Annotated in this window: 16 protein-coding genes; 9 read left to right on the top strand and 7 right to left on the bottom strand. The window is 59.6% G+C overall.

What is annotated here, in order from left to right:
• Positions 1-67 precede the first annotated feature (67 nt).
• Positions 68-529, bottom strand: a complete 462-nt coding sequence (locus BJ917_RS04495) for a hypothetical protein (RefSeq protein WP_096510662.1) — start codon at positions 527-529, stop codon at positions 68-70.
• A 243-nt stretch (positions 530-772) separates the two neighbouring features.
• Positions 773-1,138, bottom strand: coding sequence for a hypothetical protein (locus BJ917_RS04500; RefSeq protein WP_121102225.1), 366 nt, complete (start codon positions 1,136-1,138; stop codon positions 773-775).
• Between the two features lie 133 nt (positions 1,139-1,271).
• Between BJ917_RS04500 and BJ917_RS04505 the strand changes: the two genes are divergently transcribed.
• The 4 genes from BJ917_RS04505 to BJ917_RS04520 all read left to right on the top strand — a co-directional run bounded on the left by BJ917_RS04505 (position 1,272) and on the right by BJ917_RS04520 (position 4,208).
• Positions 1,272-1,718: an NUDIX hydrolase gene (locus tag BJ917_RS04505; RefSeq protein WP_096510659.1), complete on the top strand. Its 447-nt coding sequence runs from the start codon at positions 1,272-1,274 to the stop codon at positions 1,716-1,718.
• 334 nt (positions 1,719-2,052) lie between these two features.
• Complete coding sequence (locus BJ917_RS04510; protein ID WP_121102227.1) at positions 2,053-2,451, top strand: GFA family protein; 399 nt, start codon at positions 2,053-2,055, stop codon at positions 2,449-2,451.
• Between the two features lie 10 nt (positions 2,452-2,461).
• A complete protein-coding gene (locus BJ917_RS04515) occupies positions 2,462-3,535 on the top strand; it encodes an FAD-binding oxidoreductase (protein WP_121102229.1) in 1,074 nt (357 codons plus the stop codon).
• 187 nt (positions 3,536-3,722) lie between these two features.
• Positions 3,723-4,208, top strand: coding sequence for an adenosine-specific kinase (locus BJ917_RS04520; RefSeq protein ID WP_096510653.1), 486 nt, complete (start codon positions 3,723-3,725; stop codon positions 4,206-4,208).
• A gap of 30 nt (positions 4,209-4,238) precedes the next feature.
• Here BJ917_RS04520 and BJ917_RS04525 read toward each other — a convergent pair whose 3' ends face one another.
• Positions 4,239-4,934, bottom strand: coding sequence for a tRNA (adenine(22)-N(1))-methyltransferase TrmK (locus tag BJ917_RS04525; protein WP_305955475.1), 696 nt, complete (start codon positions 4,932-4,934; stop codon positions 4,239-4,241).
• 226 nt (positions 4,935-5,160) lie between these two features.
• On the opposite strand from BJ917_RS04525, the gene BJ917_RS04530 reads away from it, so the two are divergent.
• The 4 genes from BJ917_RS04530 to BJ917_RS04545 all read left to right on the top strand — a co-directional run bounded on the left by BJ917_RS04530 (position 5,161) and on the right by BJ917_RS04545 (position 11,541).
• Positions 5,161-5,625 carry a MarR family winged helix-turn-helix transcriptional regulator gene (locus tag BJ917_RS04530; RefSeq protein ID WP_096510649.1) on the top strand — a complete coding sequence of 155 codons (465 nt, stop codon included), beginning with the start codon at positions 5,161-5,163 and terminating at the stop codon, positions 5,623-5,625.
• Positions 5,618-6,817: an HlyD family secretion protein gene (locus tag BJ917_RS04535; protein WP_121102233.1), complete on the top strand. Its 1,200-nt coding sequence runs from the start codon at positions 5,618-5,620 to the stop codon at positions 6,815-6,817. Before BJ917_RS04530 ends, BJ917_RS04535 begins: the two co-directional genes overlap by 8 nt.
• Complete coding sequence (locus tag BJ917_RS04540) at positions 6,810-8,348, top strand: DHA2 family efflux MFS transporter permease subunit (protein ID WP_121102235.1); 1,539 nt, start codon at positions 6,810-6,812, stop codon at positions 8,346-8,348. The genes BJ917_RS04535 and BJ917_RS04540 overlap by 8 nt, the downstream gene beginning before the upstream one ends.
• 328 nt (positions 8,349-8,676) lie before the next feature.
• Positions 8,677-11,541, top strand: coding sequence for a multicopper oxidase domain-containing protein (locus BJ917_RS04545; RefSeq protein ID WP_121102237.1), 2,865 nt, complete (start codon positions 8,677-8,679; stop codon positions 11,539-11,541).
• Between the two features lie 8 nt (positions 11,542-11,549).
• Here BJ917_RS04545 and BJ917_RS04550 read toward each other — a convergent pair whose 3' ends face one another.
• Positions 11,550-12,755, bottom strand: coding sequence for a patatin-like phospholipase family protein (locus tag BJ917_RS04550; protein ID WP_096510641.1), 1,206 nt, complete (start codon positions 12,753-12,755; stop codon positions 11,550-11,552).
• 312 nt (positions 12,756-13,067) lie between these two features.
• Here BJ917_RS04550 and BJ917_RS04555 point away from each other — a divergent pair, with 312 nt between their 5' ends.
• Positions 13,068-13,961, top strand: coding sequence for a LysR family transcriptional regulator (locus BJ917_RS04555; RefSeq protein WP_121102239.1), 894 nt, complete (start codon positions 13,068-13,070; stop codon positions 13,959-13,961).
• Here the strand turns inward: BJ917_RS04555 and BJ917_RS04560 are convergent.
• The 3 genes from BJ917_RS04560 to BJ917_RS32610 form a co-directional block, all read right to left on the bottom strand.
• Entirely contained in the window at positions 13,949-15,124 is a 1,176-nt protein-coding gene (locus BJ917_RS04560) for a carboxymuconolactone decarboxylase family protein (protein ID WP_121103095.1), read from the bottom strand. The genes BJ917_RS04555 and BJ917_RS04560 overlap by 13 nt on opposite strands.
• 19 nt (positions 15,125-15,143) lie before the next feature.
• Entirely contained in the window at positions 15,144-16,199 is a 1,056-nt protein-coding gene (locus tag BJ917_RS04565) for an alpha/beta hydrolase (RefSeq protein ID WP_096510637.1), read from the bottom strand.
• 389 nt (positions 16,200-16,588) lie between these two features.
• Complete coding sequence (locus BJ917_RS32610; RefSeq protein WP_158602466.1) at positions 16,589-16,906, bottom strand: hypothetical protein; 318 nt, start codon at positions 16,904-16,906, stop codon at positions 16,589-16,591.
• Positions 16,907-17,111 lie beyond the last annotated feature (205 nt).

A 17,111-nucleotide genomic window follows, 5' to 3' on the forward strand; every position in this document is an offset into this window, starting at 1 on the left:
TATTTGTGCAGGCATAAAAAAACCTCCCCGGTTTCGAACCTGGGGAGGTTGGATTCACTCAGCACCATCAGCCCTGGGCTTTGCTCATTTTGGTGAACAGTTCGGTCGGTACTTTCTTGCCGTTGGAGATGTACTGGTTGGTGCGGAACTTGTAGACCTCGCCTTCGGAGAGGAAGCCGTCGCCGTTGGTGTCCATCGCCTTGAATTCTTCACCGCCCTGTGGGGCCACGGCCAGCAGTTCTTTCAGGGAAACTCGGCCGTCGTGGTCGGTGTCGGTACGGGCGAAGGAAGCGTCGCCGCATTTGCCTTCACCGCATTTGCCTTCACCGGCCTTGGTGACCTTGGCGCCGGTTTCGCTGGCACCGCACTTGCCTTCGCCACACTTGCCTTCACTGGTCTTTTCCGCCGCGGCCAGTTGGTAGCCTTGTGGCAGTGCGTCAGCAGCGAAGGCCGACGAAGCGAGGTTCAAGCTGCCGGCCAGTGCAACTGCGATCAGGCCAATACGGGATTTGTTCGACATACGGGACATGGTTATTACTCCGGATACAGTGTGCGGCCAGGCCGCTAAGGGTCATGCCACAAGGGCGATAAGCCGTGGTGCGAGTGCGTTTGCTTTCTCGCTGAGGCAGGGCTATTTGACTGCAACCGTGTATCCCGGATGTATCCGGATCGAGGGGCATTTGTAAGCGAGTCTCCGTACAGGGGGTTCGGATACACAGCGATACACATGCCCTGTTTTTTCTCCTGAAAGATGTTCGCGCAACGATCAACGCTAAGCGACAAGCTCAACGTAGCTCGACTCCCCTCCGCCAGTCGCACCCGACAGCCACCCCCATACGAAGCTCAGCGTGGTACGTCCCGCGTTATCAACGCCCACCGTGCCACGCGACCAACCGGAAAGAATCTCACCCTCCGTCGTCAAACACTGAAAAAGCAGCTCAATGGTATCGGGGCCCGTCACCCGCCCGACTTGATTGCCGATGCGGATCCGCCCGCCCTGGTAAGTGCCCGAAATGGCATCTTGCTCGACCTTGTAATGAAAGACTGTGCCCGCACCGGACAGCCCCTGGGCATTGCCCGCTACCGTGAATCGGCGGTTGTGCAAACGCTCGCTGATTTGAGAAAAGGGAGTTTCCATAAATGTCGCGTCCTTGAGTGGTGGGGTTCCATTACGGTCTCGGAGAATCCTAATCCATTTTCTCGCGACTGGCCCCAACGACGGGTGGTATGCAGTACCCTCTGCGCCCTCACGTCAAAAGGGAATTTTACTCGTGCCTGAACACCGCATACGCCCCCTCGCTCTGTGCATCTTTCACCACCACGGAAAAATACTGGTCAACCGATTCACCGATGCCGTCGAAAAGCGCACGCTCTTTCGCCCCATTGGCGGCGGCATTGAATTCGGCGAAAGGAGTGTCGATGCCATCGTCCGGGAAGTTCAGGAAGAATTGGGCCTTTCGATCAGCGACGTTCGACTGATTGGCACTCTGGAAAGTATTTTCACCTACGCGGGCAAGCCGGGACACGAGATCGTCCAGGTCTACGATGCAAGGTTTGACGACGCAGACGCCTATGAGAAACCCTGGCTGCAAGGCCATGAAAGCGACGGGGCATTGTTCAGGGCGACGTGGTGCTCCAGTTCCAGCTTCACCGCTGAATCACCGCTAGTACCTGAAGGGCTTTACGACCTGCTCAAGAAAGCTTCGCTGTTGGAGTGAAGCGAGCTGTAGTTATCACACCCCGCCCCACTGGATCTGCTTGCGCCCAACGGCTAATGGTTAGTCCTGGTTCACACGCCAGGCGTTTTTTGAGTGGCGATGCTTGGTCTGCTACCCGACTCTCTGCTTAAAATGAAGGGGCCTGCTGCGCAGTCCAACGGGAGCAAGCTCCCTCGCCACGAGTGGTGTGTCAGCAAAATCTGATTCAGCAGCGAGATCAGTTATCCAAAGCATGATGTCGCAGGGACAGGTTCCACGCAGCGTTCCAGCCACTGCCTGGATCGGTTTACGATGGCGACCATCATGTTCGCACCGTGACGACATTGGAGGATGAATGAAAGGAAGCTGCGCTTGTGGGGCCGTGGGTTATGAGATCGACAGCATCGATATGCCTATCAGCCATTGTCATTGCATCACCTGCCGCAAGACCCATGCCGCTGCCTACGTCTCCACGGCTGGCGTGCTCAGAAAGCATTTCAGATGGACTCAAGGCCAAGACGCATTGAGGGCTTTCGAGTCATCTCCCGGGAAGACCCGACACTTCTGCTCCCACTGCGGATCGCACCTTGCAGCTGAGCGCGACGGCTCAAGCGCAATGATCGTGCGCGTAGCTACGTTGGACGAGGAACCTGGCTCCAGACCCGAATATCACATCTGGACAGAGCATGACGTAGCGTGGCTGGAGGGGGAAGGTCTCCCAAAATACTCACAATGGCAGCCGAATCGACAATAGGGAGGTTGATATGGCGAATGTCGTAGACAAACGAGTCATAGTGATTGGAGCAGGCATAGTCGGCGCCTCCCTGGCGTATCACCTGGCGTCTAAAGGCGCGAATGTCACCGTGGTCGAGGCTGAAGGTATTGCGTCCGGCGTGACTGGAACCTCATTCGCCTGGATCAACACCTCGCACAGTGGGCCCGATCCCATCGCGTCATTACGCGGTGCAGCCATCAATGAGTACCGCCGACTGGAAACGGAGCTGCCTGACGTGAAGGTACGATGGACAGGCGCCCTGTCTTACAGCACGAACCTGGAGGGAGTGCTGCAAGCCTCAGGTAATCAGTCTTCGCTAACCCGGGTATCCCGTCCTGAAATTCTCGGCCTTGAGCCAAACCTCAAGAATCCCCCTGAACATGCTGTGTATGCAGCCGAAGAAGGCGCGCTTGACGCGGTGCAAGCCACCCATGCCTTGATCGCAGGTGCCCGGGTTCATGGGGCGAAGGTGCTCACACAGACTCGGGTTCTCGGTTTTACCACTCAGAACACAAAGGTGACCGGCGTCGAAACCGCGAAGGGCATCATCGAGGCCGACACTGTCGTATTGGCAGCCGGGACCGGCATTTCCAGGTTGACGGAGACGCTAAACGTGTCCCTGCCCATAGAGGCCTCTCCGGCTATCTTCATCCGCTACCCGTCACAACCTGATCTTGTGCGTACCCTCATCTCCAGCCCTGAAATGGAAGTGAGGCAAAGTGCGGAGGGTACGTTGCTGGCGGCGGAAGATTACCTGGACGACGCATTGGAAAACCGTCCAGCAGCAATAGCGCTACGAACCGCCAGAACCATCCGGAGCGAACTCCATGGGTTCATTTCCATTGAACCGGAATTGGCCTGCGTCGGACTCAGACCCATGCCTGTCGATGGCACCCCCATCATCGGCTATCTACCCGATATCGGCGGCGTGTATGTGTGCGCAATGCATCCGGGAGTCACGCTGGCGGCAATCGTGGGCCGTCTTGCCAGTGAAGAGATCATCGACGACAAGGCCTCTTCTGACCTTGGTCCATGCCGTCCTGACCGATTCTTCCAGGCATAGGGGCGCCCTCCCCACACCGGACTGTTGCTATCAAATCCAGCCCTTAGACGGCATTGGCAGCACGATTGCTGGTGCTCAACCGGCCGGTTTGATAAGGCGGCCCGAAGGCAATCAGTGGCCCGTTGAGTAGCTATGCTTGCTCTGTTACCCGACTCTGGCAGCCACATTGTGAAAGGAGGCGTTCGAGATGCAACTCATCACGTGGAAAATCGAAAAGCCGGATGAGACGAACTTCATTCTGGGTCAGACCCACTTCATCAAGTCCGTCGAGGATATCCACGAAGCCTTGGTCAATACGGTGCCGGGTATCCAGTTTGGCGTGGCCTTTTGCGAGGCCTCCGGCAAGTGCCTGGTGCGATGGTCGGGCACCGATACTTCAATGATCGAACTGGCGCAGAAAAATGCGAAAGCCATCGCCGCAGGTCATAGCTTCATCATTTTCCTGGGCGACGGTTTCTATCCGCTGAACGTGCTGAACACCATCAAAATGGTGCCAGAGGTCTGCCGTATTTTTTGTGCAACGGCCAATCCGACTGAAGTGATTCTCGCCGAGACGGAACAAGGGCGAGCCATCCTGGGCGTCGTGGATGGCTTCTGTGCCAAGGACATTGAAGGCGACGATGACATCCTGTGGCGCAGGAACCTGTTGCGCCAGATTGGCTACAAGCAGTGAACAGCGCCGTGGATTCTCCCTGGGCCGGGTTCAAGCCAACAGGTCGGTGATCCACCGGGCCTGCCGCGCAACATCCTGCACCTTTTCCTCGGGCACGGCCTGCCGCGCCCGGGCGAAGCTGGTCAGGGTTTTCTGTTTCTGGCGCAGCAGGCGCTGCCACTTGGCCAGGAATGCCGGGCTGCGGGCCTGCATCTGCAGCGGGCCGAAGTACAGTTCCTCGGCGGTATACGTCACCGGCCCGGCGCGCTCGGCGACAATGATTTCGTAGTCGAATCGGTTTTCCCGCAGCAGTTCCTCGCAGAAGATGCGGTAGCCATTTTCCATCAGCCATTGGCGCAGTGGCTGCTCGCCGCCGTTGGGCTGCAGGATCAGGCGCTCCTGCCCGCTCAGATGCGCCTTGCCGCTGTCGAGGATGTCGCGGATCGTCTCGCCGCCCATGCCGCAGATACTGATCGCCGTAATCCCGTCTGCCGGCTCGATCGCCGCCAGGCCATCGGCCAGGCGCACGGTGATCCGTGGCTCCAGGCCGTTCTCGCGCACGGTACGTTCGGCCGCGCGGAACGGTGTCAATGCCACCTCGCCGGCCACCGCCGCCGCGATGGCGCCACGACGCATCAACGCCACCGGCAGGTAGCCGTGATCCGAGCCGATATCGGCCAGACGCGCACCGGCTGGCACATGCCCGGCCACGCGCTCCAGGCGCATGGACAATGTCTGTTCGTTCAACGGCTGCCCCTTTTCACCACGAACGTCCGGCACCTGTGGCCGGATCGGGGCGCGATTGTGGCGAGCATTGCCGTGCATTTCAAATGTGTGCGACCAGAGCCCTGGCTTTTGGCTAAGCCCGAAAGGCTGCAATGGGTCAAATACATTAAAATTTTCGCATTTTTAGATAGCCTGCTAATTACAAGCTAACCTATCATGAGCTAACTTCTTAGCCATCGGCCCCGACATGACAGACACATTGACACTGGGCTTTGCCCTGCACGACAGCGCCCGGTTGATGCGCAAACGATTCGAGCAGCGCGCGCGGCATGTGGGCCTGACTCGCTCGCAGTGGCAGGTTCTGGCGATGTTGTCGACCCATGAAGGCATCCATCAAAAAGGGCTGGCGGATTTGCTGGAGCTGGAGTCGATCACCCTCGTGCGCCTGCTGGACAAGATGGCGGAGCGCGGTCTGGTGGAGCGACGCCGTCACCCCACGGATCGGCGCCTGTCCTTGCTGTTTTTGACGGAGCAGGCCCATCCGCTGTTGCAGCTCATGCGTGAGATGGGCAAAGCCACCCGAATGGAAGCCACGGACGGATTCTCTGAAGAAGAGCAACAACTGCTGCTGCAGATGATGAAGCGGATGAGGTCCAACCTGATTCAGGCTTGCAGCCTTCCCATCGATGAGGAGTCGCGTCGTCATGACTGATCAACGTCTCAAGTCCCCTGCCGGGCCATCCGTGAAACCGGCGACGTCACGACTCGAATCCCCTGCCTCGACCGAGGCGCGTCAACCGGACCTCGGGCAGACCGGGAACGACCAAAGCGATGTGCCCCCTGCCCACCCGAAACGCCGGCGGCTGCGAATGGCGCTTTTTGCATTGCTGCCCCTCGCGCTACTGGTCGGCGGCTATCTGTATGTCACGGGCGGGCAAATCATTTCCACCGACAATGCCTACATACAAGCCGATCATGTCGGCGTATCCACGGACGTCTCGGGCCTCGTCGCTTCGGTCGACGTCAAAGACAACCAGCGGGTCGTCAAGGGGCAGGTGCTGTTCACCCTCAAGCCCGAGCCTTTCCAGATTGCGTTGGCCAGTGCCCAGGCGCAACTGGGCAACGTGCGCAATCAGATCCTCAATCTCAAGGCCAATTACAACCAGGCGCTGGCCGAGATCGATCAGGCACAAATCGACCTCGCGTACTACCAGACCAGTTTCCAGCGCCAGCAAACCCTGCTCGGCGTTTCCGCGGTGTCCAGAACCAATTACGACGATGCCAAACATGCGCTGGACAGCACCCGGCAAAAAATCACCGTGGCCAAAGCCACTGCACAAATGGTGCTGGCGCAATTGGGTGGACATATTGAAACCCCGGTCGAACAACAGTCCGCGTATCTACAGGCCCAGGCTGCCGTCGACGAAGCCCGGCGCAATTTGAACAACTCGGTGGTCAGGGCTTCGTTCGACGGGATCGTGACCAACGTTGATTCGCTGCAAGTCGGTTCCTACCTGCAACCACCGCAATCGGGTATCAGCCTGGTGTCGGCCGATCACCTGTGGGTCGCGGCGTCGCCCAAGGAAACCGAGCTGACCCATCTGCAGCCCGGTCAACCTGTGGAGATCAGCGTTGACAGTTACCCCGGTGTCGAGTGGCACGGCACCGTGGAAAGCATCAGCCCGGCGTCGGGTTCAAGCTTCTCATTGTTGCCTGCGCAAAACACCACGGGCAATTGGGTCAAGGTCGTGCAACGGATTCCCGTGCGCATCAGCATCGACGATGCCGATGAGAAACCGCCGCTGCGTACCGGCATGAGTGTGCAGGCACAGATCGATACCGGTTCGGCTCGAGGCCTGCCGTTCTCGGGGCTGCTGGCCAGCAAGACCGCCGCCCATGAGTAATGCACCGGCGACAGAACCGGTGGCCCATCGCGGGATGATCACCGCCTGCGTCGTGCTGGCGGTGATCATGCAAGCGCTGGATACCACCATTGCCAACGTCGCCCTGCCCTACATGCAGGGCAGCATCTCGGCCAGTTCGGACCAGATCAACTGGGTGCTGACGTCGTACATTGTTGCGGCTGCGATCATGACACCGCCTTCGGCCTTTCTGGCCCGGCGCTTCGGGCGCAAACGCGTACTGATCTGGGCCATCATCGGCTTCGTCGTCTCGTCGATGCTGTGCGGCCTGGCGCAGTCGCTGGAAGAAATCATCCTCGCCCGCCTGCTCCAGGGACTTGCCGGTGCAGCCCTGGTGCCTTTGTCCCAGGGCATCCTGCTGGATATCTACAGCCTCAAGGAACGCGGATCGGCCATGGCGCTGTTCGGGGTGTCAGTCATGGTCGGCCCGGTGTTGGGCCCGATGCTCGGTGGCTGGCTGACCGAGCATTTCAGTTGGCGATGGGTGTTCTTCATCAATCTGCCCATTGGCCTGTTGGCACTGGCCGGGATCGTCTATTACGTCAGCGAAACCTCGACCGACACCTCGTCACGCCTCGACTGGCTGGGCTTTGGTTCGTTGAGCGTAGCGATCATGGCCCTGCAACTGTTCCTCGATCGAGGCGAGCAACTGGGCTGGTTCGCTTCCGGTGAAATCCTGATCGAAGCCATCGTGGCCGCCGTCGCCCTGTATGTGTTTGTGGTCCATACCTTTACCACCGACACCCCCTTCATCAGCCCGAAACTGTTCAGGGATCGTAATTTTTCGATCAGCGTGATCTTCATTTTCATCGTCGGTATTACCTACCTGGCCTCGCTGGCGCTGATGACTCCCTACCTGCAAACCCTGATGGGCTATCCGGTGCTGACCGCTGGCATGGTCATGGGCCCGCGCGGGTTGGGGACGATGTTGACCATGTTTCTTGCCGGTCAATTGCTGGGCAAGGTCGATACCCGCCTGTTGCTGCTGGCGGGCCTGGGATTGTCGGCACTGTCGATGGGTTTGATGACCGGCTGGACGCCTGATGTGTCGATGCAAACCATCATCTATGTCGGCTTCATTCAAGGCACCAGCCTGGGCCTGCTGTTCGTGCCATTGACCACTGTGGCCTTCGCGACCTTGCCCGCTTCCCTGCGCGCAGAAGGCACCGGGCTCTACAGCCTCGCGCGTAATGTCGGCTCCAGCGTCGGGATCTCCATCGTGACGGTGCTGCTGACCCAGAACATCCAGGCTAACCATGAGCAGATCGGTGCCTACGTCACGCCTTTCAACCGGGCCTTCGAGGCCTGGCCGATAAAAAGTTACCTGGACCCGATAGTCGCGTCCGGGCGCGCAACACTCGACGCCATGGTCACGGTGCAAGCGAGCTGGATCGCTTACCTTGATGACTTCAAGCTGCTGATGGTGCTGTCACTGGCGGTGATGCCGCTGTTGCTGATCATCAACCCCCCGAAAATCCAGGCCAGTGAAGAGCCGGCGCCGGTCATGGAGTAGCCCGCGAAGGCGTTGGGTCAGGTGCCATCTTTATTGACTGAACCGCCGTCTTCGCTGGCAAGCCAGCGCCTACAGTCAGGCCCCGTGTACTTCCGCGAAACAAAAGTCCGTTACCGTAGGAATGGATATGTACACCCTGTTTTGGGGGGGATACTCCCCGCCACAGGGGCTTTAAACCCGGTTTTTCATGCGCTCGTTAAACGCCGGCACACCAGGAAGCGCGGTGCTGGAACTAATTCTCACTTCCTGTCACTTCTGGCAAGAAAGTTGCGTCGTCACCCTCCAGGCTCGGAATCAAACTCCGAGGAACCCCTCAGAGGTGTGTGCGATGAAACCGGATACCGGAGGGTTGAAACCTGGCCCATTGTCCAAAACCAGGCTGGCGCTGAATATTTCTGCGGCCGCGATCATGCTGGGGCTGGGTTTGTCCCAGACCCAGGCAGTCCCCCTCGACAACACCGATCCACCGCCGCCTACCGACCCATCGGCGCTCACCAATCCACCCGCCGACCCCAAGGCTGCATTGAATAATTTGCTCAAGCAGCCTCGCGCAAACGTCAGCGCCTTCGACTTGCCCAATGGCGTGGCCGGTGACCGCAAGACACCCTTGGCCGACAATGCGCTGCCACCCAATCTGCAAACCGGCTTCAATATCCCCACCAACGGCAATGCCAGCCCGGTGTTCGGGGCTCAACCGTTCTCACAGAAGCTTGAACTGTTCGAGGAGTTCGGCTCGAACAAACTGGATGCGGCCGACCCGCCATCACCCGTTCCGTTTCCGGTCCCGACGGTGGGGCCGGCACCGGCGCAAGATCCGTTGAAAGTGGCGCGCAGCGGTCCGTCGCCGGATGCGCTGGATGCCTTTCTCAGGCAGCCGGCATTGACGCCCTTCCCGACCGAGTACTCCAACGTGCTGGACTACAACCCCTGGAAGGCGCAGATCGAGGATTTCCTCAATCGCCGGGTCAGTTCGCCCGCAGAAGGCCGGCCACCGGGAAAAGGCTGGTCGCACCAGCGTTACAACGAGTTTTTCCCGCGCAACGCCTTCAAGACGGTGCAAGCAGGTGCGCACGTCAACAGTGGCTTGCGTGATCGCATGCAACGGCATAACTACGCCGTGGGGGAATTCGCGCCAGGCGGGCTTTATCACAACACCAACGGCAACCCGGCCAATGAGGGCACCACCAAGGGCATTCAGGTGCAGTTTCACCCCAACTTCCCTGTCCAGGACCATAACGCGTTGTGGACGTTCGACGGCACCTTTCCACCCAAACTGCTTCAGGTACGCTATGGCCAGGCGATGCTGATGCGTCATTACGATGCCTTGCCCATTGACCCGTCGGCCAACCGCGGCTTTGGCCTGCACACCATCACCACCCATGAACATAACGGCCACTCACCCGCGGAAAGCGACGGTTTTACCAACGCGTTCTTCTTCCCCGGGCAGTACTACGACTATCGCTGGCCGATCCAGTTGGCCGGCTACGACTCCATCAATACCAAGGCCGAGGACGCACGGGCAGCGTTCCCCTGCGACCCTGGCGAAACCCTTTTCGTCAACGACACCAATCCCGGCCTCAAGACCTGCAACCACGGCACCATCAAGATCCGCGGTGACTGGCGCGAAACCATGAGCACCCACTGGTTCCACGACCACATGCTCGATTTCACCGCGCAGAATGTCTACAAGGGCAATGCGACGATGATGAACTACTACAGCGCCGTGGACCGTGGCAACGAGTCGGTGAACGACGGGGTCAACCTGCGCTTGCCCAGCGGTTCGGGACTGGGCTGGGGTAACCGTGACTATGACATCAACTTGACCATCGCCGACAAGGCCTGGGATCAGGCCGGTCAGTTGTGGTTCAACCCCTTCAACACCGACGGTTTTCTCGGTGACCAGATACTGGTCAACTGGGAGTACAAGCCCTTCCTGGACGTACGTGCCCGCCGCTACCGCTTCCGGATTCTCAACGGATCGGTTTCGCGCTTCTTCAAGCTGGCGGTGGTGCGTCAGGTCAACGGTAATGGCGGCGAGTTTCCCGGCCCGAAAAATTCCGGGGTTTCCTATAACCGGGTGCCGTTCCACATGATTGCCAACGACGGCAATATCATGGAACACGCGGTGCCGTTCGATGGCAGCCTGGACCTCAATGGCGACGGCGACAAACAGGACCACGATGGCATTTTGCCGATGCAGGGCATCGCCGAACGCTATGACATCGTCATCGATTTCGCGAAAAACGGCATCAAGCCGGGCGACAAGATTTTCTTCGTCAATATCGAGGAGCATGAAGACGGCAAGCGTCCCAAAGGTGACATTCCATTGGCCGATGTGCTCTCCGAGAAGTACCTGCCCGTCGTCAGGCAAACCAGCCACGGACCACAGTGGGACAAGGGTGACCCGGGCGTGGGCAGGTTCATGCAACTGAACGTCAAGCCTTACACCGGCCAGGATGTCAGCATGAATCCGGTTGACTTCGAGCCCGCCAAGCCTGGCAAGCCCGAGGGCAAGTTCATGATCCCGCTGCCCTTGCACCGTGATGACCCCGCCGATATCGCCCGGATTGCCCAGGCGCGGCACCGCACCTTTATCTTTGGCCGTTCCGACGGCACCGATTTTGCGCCCTGGACGATCAAGACCGACGGCGGCCCAGGCTTCAACATGGACCCGCGGCGGATTTCAGCCGCGCCACAATTGGCCACTGGCCCGACACCGGCCGGGTTCAAGGGTGAAGGCACACTGGAAGTCTGGAAGATCCAGAACGGTGGCAATGGCTGGAATCACCCGGTGCATGTGCACTTCGAGGAAGGGATCATTCTCAGTCGAGGCGGCAAAGCACCCCCAGAATGGGAAAAAGGGGCGCGCAAGGACATCTTTCGTATAGGCCCCGATCCTGACAGCCTCGACAACGTCGAAATGGCCATGCATATCCGTGAATTTGCCGGTACCTACATGGAGCACTGCCACAACACACAACATGAAGACACGTCGATGCTGCTGCGCTGGGACTCCGAGCACCCGGGCCAATTCCAGTTGATGCCCACACCCTTGCCCAGCTGGGACGGCGTGAAATTCGTGGACTCGGTTGCGTTACCGACATTCCGTACGGGAGACGGCGTCGGCCCTCAGGTCAAGGTCAACAATAACCAGGGAGATAACAGCAGCAGTGTTCCAGGGGGTAAAGGCTAGCGTCGTCTTCAGCGAGGGTTTCGTGGCTGAGTGTTTTCCGAGGGCGGCGACTTATGCCACGGATACCCCTTCGCGCTGAGTTGAAAGGCGTAATCGAACAAACGCTTCATGTACTCGCCATCGAACTTGCGAGTGTGCGCAAAGGAAAAGTCGGAGCCTATGTACGCAAGACTGAAATCCGCACCATCCTGCTGCGCCATGCGGTAGATCCGCTCCAGGTCGCTGATCCCCTGAGTCTGGATCAGTGCACTGATGGCTCGACCGCCGATGCTCAAGGTCCGGCGCTTGGTCCCGGACCACTGCGGCTCCAGTGTTCCATTACGGATGACATAGAAGTGGCGGTCGAATCGCAACGGTGCTCCGACGGCTTTGCTCAGCGACATCACGGTGGTGGGTGGGTAAAGAAACACCTGAGTGATGACCCCGCCGTCCACGTGCATTTCCTGGAACTGTTTGCCATCAACGTCCACGTCGATCATGACGGGTGAGACTGCACCGGGAATACTCATCGACGCGAGCATGATATTGCGAAAGAGATCGAGCGCTCCCGGTGCGTTGCTTGAGGCAATGGCACCCATGTTCCACGTAACCGGCCGTCCTGAATCAAGGTCAGTCGTGCCGATCAACAGAATCCGTCCTTTGGCGTACTCCGTGGCGATCGCCGCCAGAATCTGCGCAGTGACGTATTTTGCAATGAGCCGCGCCAGTGGCTTGCTGTCCGCTATCCCGTCGCTGGCAAGACGGGTCAGCACACTTCGCGAATGAAAAATGTCTTTTGGACCGATTGCATTGGAAACATACCGAATCACGCCGTCGTACTCAGGCCCCAGGTAAGCGAACGGGGCGACCAGGGCGCCAGCGCTAATGCCCGTGACAACCTTGAACATGGGCCGTGTCCCATGGGTGGTCCATCCGGCAATCAGTCCCGCCGCGAATGCGCCGGCATCGCCGCCGCCCGAAACGGCCAGCATATTTGCCAGCGGCAGGATGTCGTTCGGCTTTCCGGCCTTGGCGAGCACCTCGCTCTCCCGTTTGTTGGACTCAACTGCATCCTGCATGAACGGGGTCAGGTCGTGGTCCAGCCTGTAACGCGCATTGGGAATGCCCGGGATGACTGCTCTTTCCGTCAAGGTGGGCGGAACCGCGTCACGGCGTGGCAGGCATGCTTGAAGGAACAGGTCCAGCGTTGAAGTGCCAGGCGGGAACGGTTTCAAAACGCCTCCTCCGGCCCCTGCATTCACGCCAGCCGATTGCGACCTATCGTTCGAACGTCAAGTAGCTCATCTTGCTCTCCTTTGCATGATAAAAAAACTCATCCGCCGCACGCCCCCGGTAAGGAAACTGTAGGAGCGAGCTTGCTCGCGATGGACTCAAGAACGCTGCGTTTAACCAGTGAACACGCGTAATCGTTAGCGACCATCGCGAGCAAGCTCGCTCCTACAGAACGGCATGACGCGGGCCGAGGGAAAGGACGATCAATTGCATAGGTGGCATAATCACAAACTGTTTATAACAGGGGCGGATAAATGACCGTCGAAAGCTACGACCAACTCGCGATCTTCTCGGCTGTGGCCCAGGAACGCAGTTTCACCCGCGCCGCCGCCAGGCTTGGCATGTCTCAACCGGCCTTGAGCCGGGCGATGCGTCAGCTGGAGGAGCGATTGGGCGTCAGGTTGCTTGCCCGCACCACTCGCAGCGTCTCTCCCACCGAAGCCGGCGAGCACTTGTTGCGGGTGATCGCCCCCCGGTTTGAAGAAATTGACAGTGAGCTGGCGTTACTCAGCAAATTTCGCGACAAACCCGCCGGTAAATTGCGCATCACTGCGGGCGAGCATTCGGCGATCACGATCCTGCACCCCGTGCTCGCCAAACTGCTGCCGGACAATCCCGATCTGAATATCGAAATCATTGTCGACTATGGCCTGACGGACATCGTGGCGGAGGGGTTCGACGCCGGCGTACGGCTGGGTCAGCAAGTGGCCAAGGACATGATCGCGATGCGCATCGGCCCTGACATGCGCATGGCGGTGGTGGGCTCCCCGACGTATTTCACTCGATACCCAAGGCCCGTGATCCCGAGTGACCTCATGGTGCACAACTGCATCACCTTGCGCATGCCGACTTACGGCGGCCTGCTCCTCTGGGAGTTCGAAAAAGACGGGCAAGAACTGAACGTACGGGTCGAAGGCCAGTTGGTATTCAACAACATCGCCATGCGCCTGGAGGCGGCCCTCCAGGGACTGGGACTGGCCTATATGCCGGAGGACCTGGTGCTGGAGCACGTCGCGCAAGGCCGGTTGGTTCATGTGCTTGAAGACTGGTGCGAACCCTTCTCTGGCTACCACCTCTATTATCCGAGTCGGCGCCAGAGCTCACCGGCCTTCACCATGCTGCGCGAAGCCTTGCGCTATTTGGGTTGATTAGCCCGGACGCTCTCCAGCGCTTCACCGGCACGCTTGGCCGCGGCGGCATCACCCTGGTCAGCCAGCAACTTAACCAGTTGATGCAACTGCGCAGTGGTCAGGCCGACCCGCAGGCTGGCCGCCATGTGCGAGCGCAGTTGTGACTCCACACCGGGGGTAACGGCAAGCGCTGCAACGGTGGCCAGCTCACGACTTTGCCAGTCCAGGTTGTCGCGTTCGAAAATGTCGCCGAACAGATGCGCCTGCAGGTACTGGTTGATAACGGGAACGAAGTCGAACAGCGGGCCCTGGACAGGTGCTCCGGCGATTCGCGTCTGGTTGGCTTTGCCCACCGCGAGCAGTTCGTCGCCGGTGGGAATAACGCGACCGGGCTCGCGTCCCGGATCGTCCTGAACGCCGCGCTGCTTGCGTGCCTCGACCACGTTCATCAGTTCACCGAGTGCATTGAGACTGCGAGGAAAACCGCTGTAGGCATAGAGCTGCACCAGAATTTCCTTCGCCTCGCTGACCGTCAGGCCCGCATCCAGCCCCTGATTCAAAGCGGCATTGAGCGCTGACAGGTTGCTCGTGGCCATGGCGGCGGCGATCAACGGGATAGCCCGCTGTTTGGCGGACAGCGTCTCGGACACCGGTGGGGTCGCAGGCTCGGCTTTCGGTGCCATCGAAACCTGGGCGTTGTATTGCTCGTCGGTCACTTTCTCCAGCCATTGCACACTCTTGCCATCCACCGACCCCGTCACGGCCAGGTGCGTCATGGCGCTCGACGGAGCGGCGCCATGCCAGTGCTTGACGCCCGGCGGGCAGACGATTACGTCGCCCGGGTGGATTTCCTGCACAGGCTTGCCCCATTCCTGGACCCGTCCCACGCCGGAAGTCACCACCAATCGCTGTCCTGCGGGGTGGGTATGCCAGGCCGAGCGCGCGCCCGGTTCGAAGCTGACATAAGCGCCGGAAGCATTGATTTCGTCCGTGGCGGGAAACAAGGGATCGACGCGAACCCGCCCGGTGAAAAAATCCGCAGGTCCCGCCACCGCAGCCTGAGTGCCCGCACGGCTGATCTGCTGCCCGGTCCGGCGGGATTCACCGGCATTGTCTGCACCGGCGGCGTCGGCAAAGGGGGCCGCCGCACACACGGCGATGCCTATCAAGGTATTTTTCAGCATGAGATATCCCTTCAAGTCAGAGCGTTCTGGCGTAAAACGCGGTCAACTGGCCCATGGCGACGTCCACATACGCAGGCACCCAGTAAGTGTCGATATGGGTCGCGCCCTCGATGGTGAACAGTTTTTTGTCCCGGGTACCGGTGGCCCTGGCAAAGGCTTGTTGCGACATGTACAGGCTGTCGGCCTTGCTGCCCGCGATCATCAGCAACGGTTTGTCGATCAGTTCGATCTGATCCGTGGCATCGAAACTCATCAGGTCCATCAGGCTGCTTTGGGTGTAACGGAAGGTCGAGTTGGGGTGCGCGTGGGTCTTGCCGTAGTACTCGAAGCCCTGTCGATACAGATCAAACGGCAGCTTGGCGATCTGTTCATCGGTCAGCCTGGCATCACCGACGTAGAGCACTTCCCCTCCCGCCGCCTCCTGCGCGCGGGCCGCCGACGCCTGTTGCAAGCGTTCCTGAATCGTCGACAGCTGCGAATCCTGGTAGCCGTTGCGCCGAACCAGCCCGGAGTTGAACAGGCTCAAGGTCGCAATCGACTGGAAGCGCTTGTCGGTTCGCGCCGCCGCCAATGAGTAACCACCACCGCCACAGATCCCCAGCAAGCCCAGGCGCTTGCTGTCGACGCCGGGATAGCCGGCGATGAAGTCCGCCATGCCATGGATGTCTTCGATGCGATGCGCCGGTTTGTCCACATTGCGCGGCTCACCGCCACTGGCCCCTTGGTAGGCCGCATCCGCCGTGATCGTGATGTAGCCCTGATCCGCCAGACGCTGGGCATACAGGCCCGCGACCTGCTCCTTTACGCCCCCATTGGGGTGCGCCACAACGACGGCCGGGTACTTTTTCGCCGCGTCATAGTTCGCCGGGGTGTAAACGTTGGCGGCAATGTCCAGGCCATTGAGTGTGTAAGTGACCGGATGGATGTTGACCTTGCCCGGTTCGTTCCTGGTCAGCGCGCCACCGTAGGTCAACGTGAATGGATTCTGCCTGTAGTCGCCCGCTTCGGCTTCGGCACCGGACATGCCGATCATGGCGGCCATGAACGTGGCCTTCAACGTGGTTCGCATCATGGAAAAATTCCTGACATTTCGATGTTTGTGGAGGCGCTGGCTGATATCGCCGAGAAACAAACTACCTTTCAAGAATTAATCGATAAACAGCGCCAATCACATAGCACTGATACCAAATTCACATATATTCGGTGAATCAGGCGAAAAGTCGTTGACACCCGGGCTGACAGCAATAACCTATTTATGTGGGAATATTTCCCACAATATGATGCTGACTGGCTCTGAAGGATCGTACGGAACCGCAGTCGCTTGTTATCGCTGCAGATTGATGGCCGTGCCGGTTGGCTGGCCGCTCCAATGGGCGGCTGCGAACTCACTGGACGTTGCGTTCGATATGGAGATGGGTACGCAACGTCAAGCGGAGGTGCATCATGCTGCTCAAGAAATGTTTATTGGCTCTGGCAATTGGCGCAGTCCTGTCGGCATCGACTGTGCTGGTGCCCGATTACATCAGTAGTTTCTCCAGTGTGCAGGCCAAGGATGGTGGCGGTAGTGGCGGCCATGGCGGTGGCAACAGCGGTGGTCACGGTGGCTCCGGCAACGGCGGCTCCGGAGGCAGTGGACACGGTGGTGATGGCGGCAGCGGCCACGGAGAGGGTGGCGATCATGGTGCTGCAGGCCATGACGGTGACGGTCATGGCGGCCCGGGACGCGGCGACGCTGACCATGGTGGTATGGCCGGTAACAGAGGCCCGGGCAATGCGCATGACAACGACGCGGACAACGATGCCGCCGATGCTGCCAGGGACGCTGCCAGAAACGATGCGAACGCAGCCAGAGACGCTGCAAGAGCTGATGCAGATGCCGCCCGGGATGCTGCCAGGGCCGCTGCAGACGCCGCCAGGGATGCCGCCAGAGCTGAGGCGGATGCAGCCCGGGACGCTGCAAAAGCGGCTGGCGTAGCGGGCGCAG

Source organism: Pseudomonas sp. WPR_5_2 (assembly GCF_003634475.1).
Classification (GTDB): Bacteria; Pseudomonadota; Gammaproteobacteria; order Pseudomonadales; family Pseudomonadaceae; genus Aquipseudomonas; species Aquipseudomonas izuensis.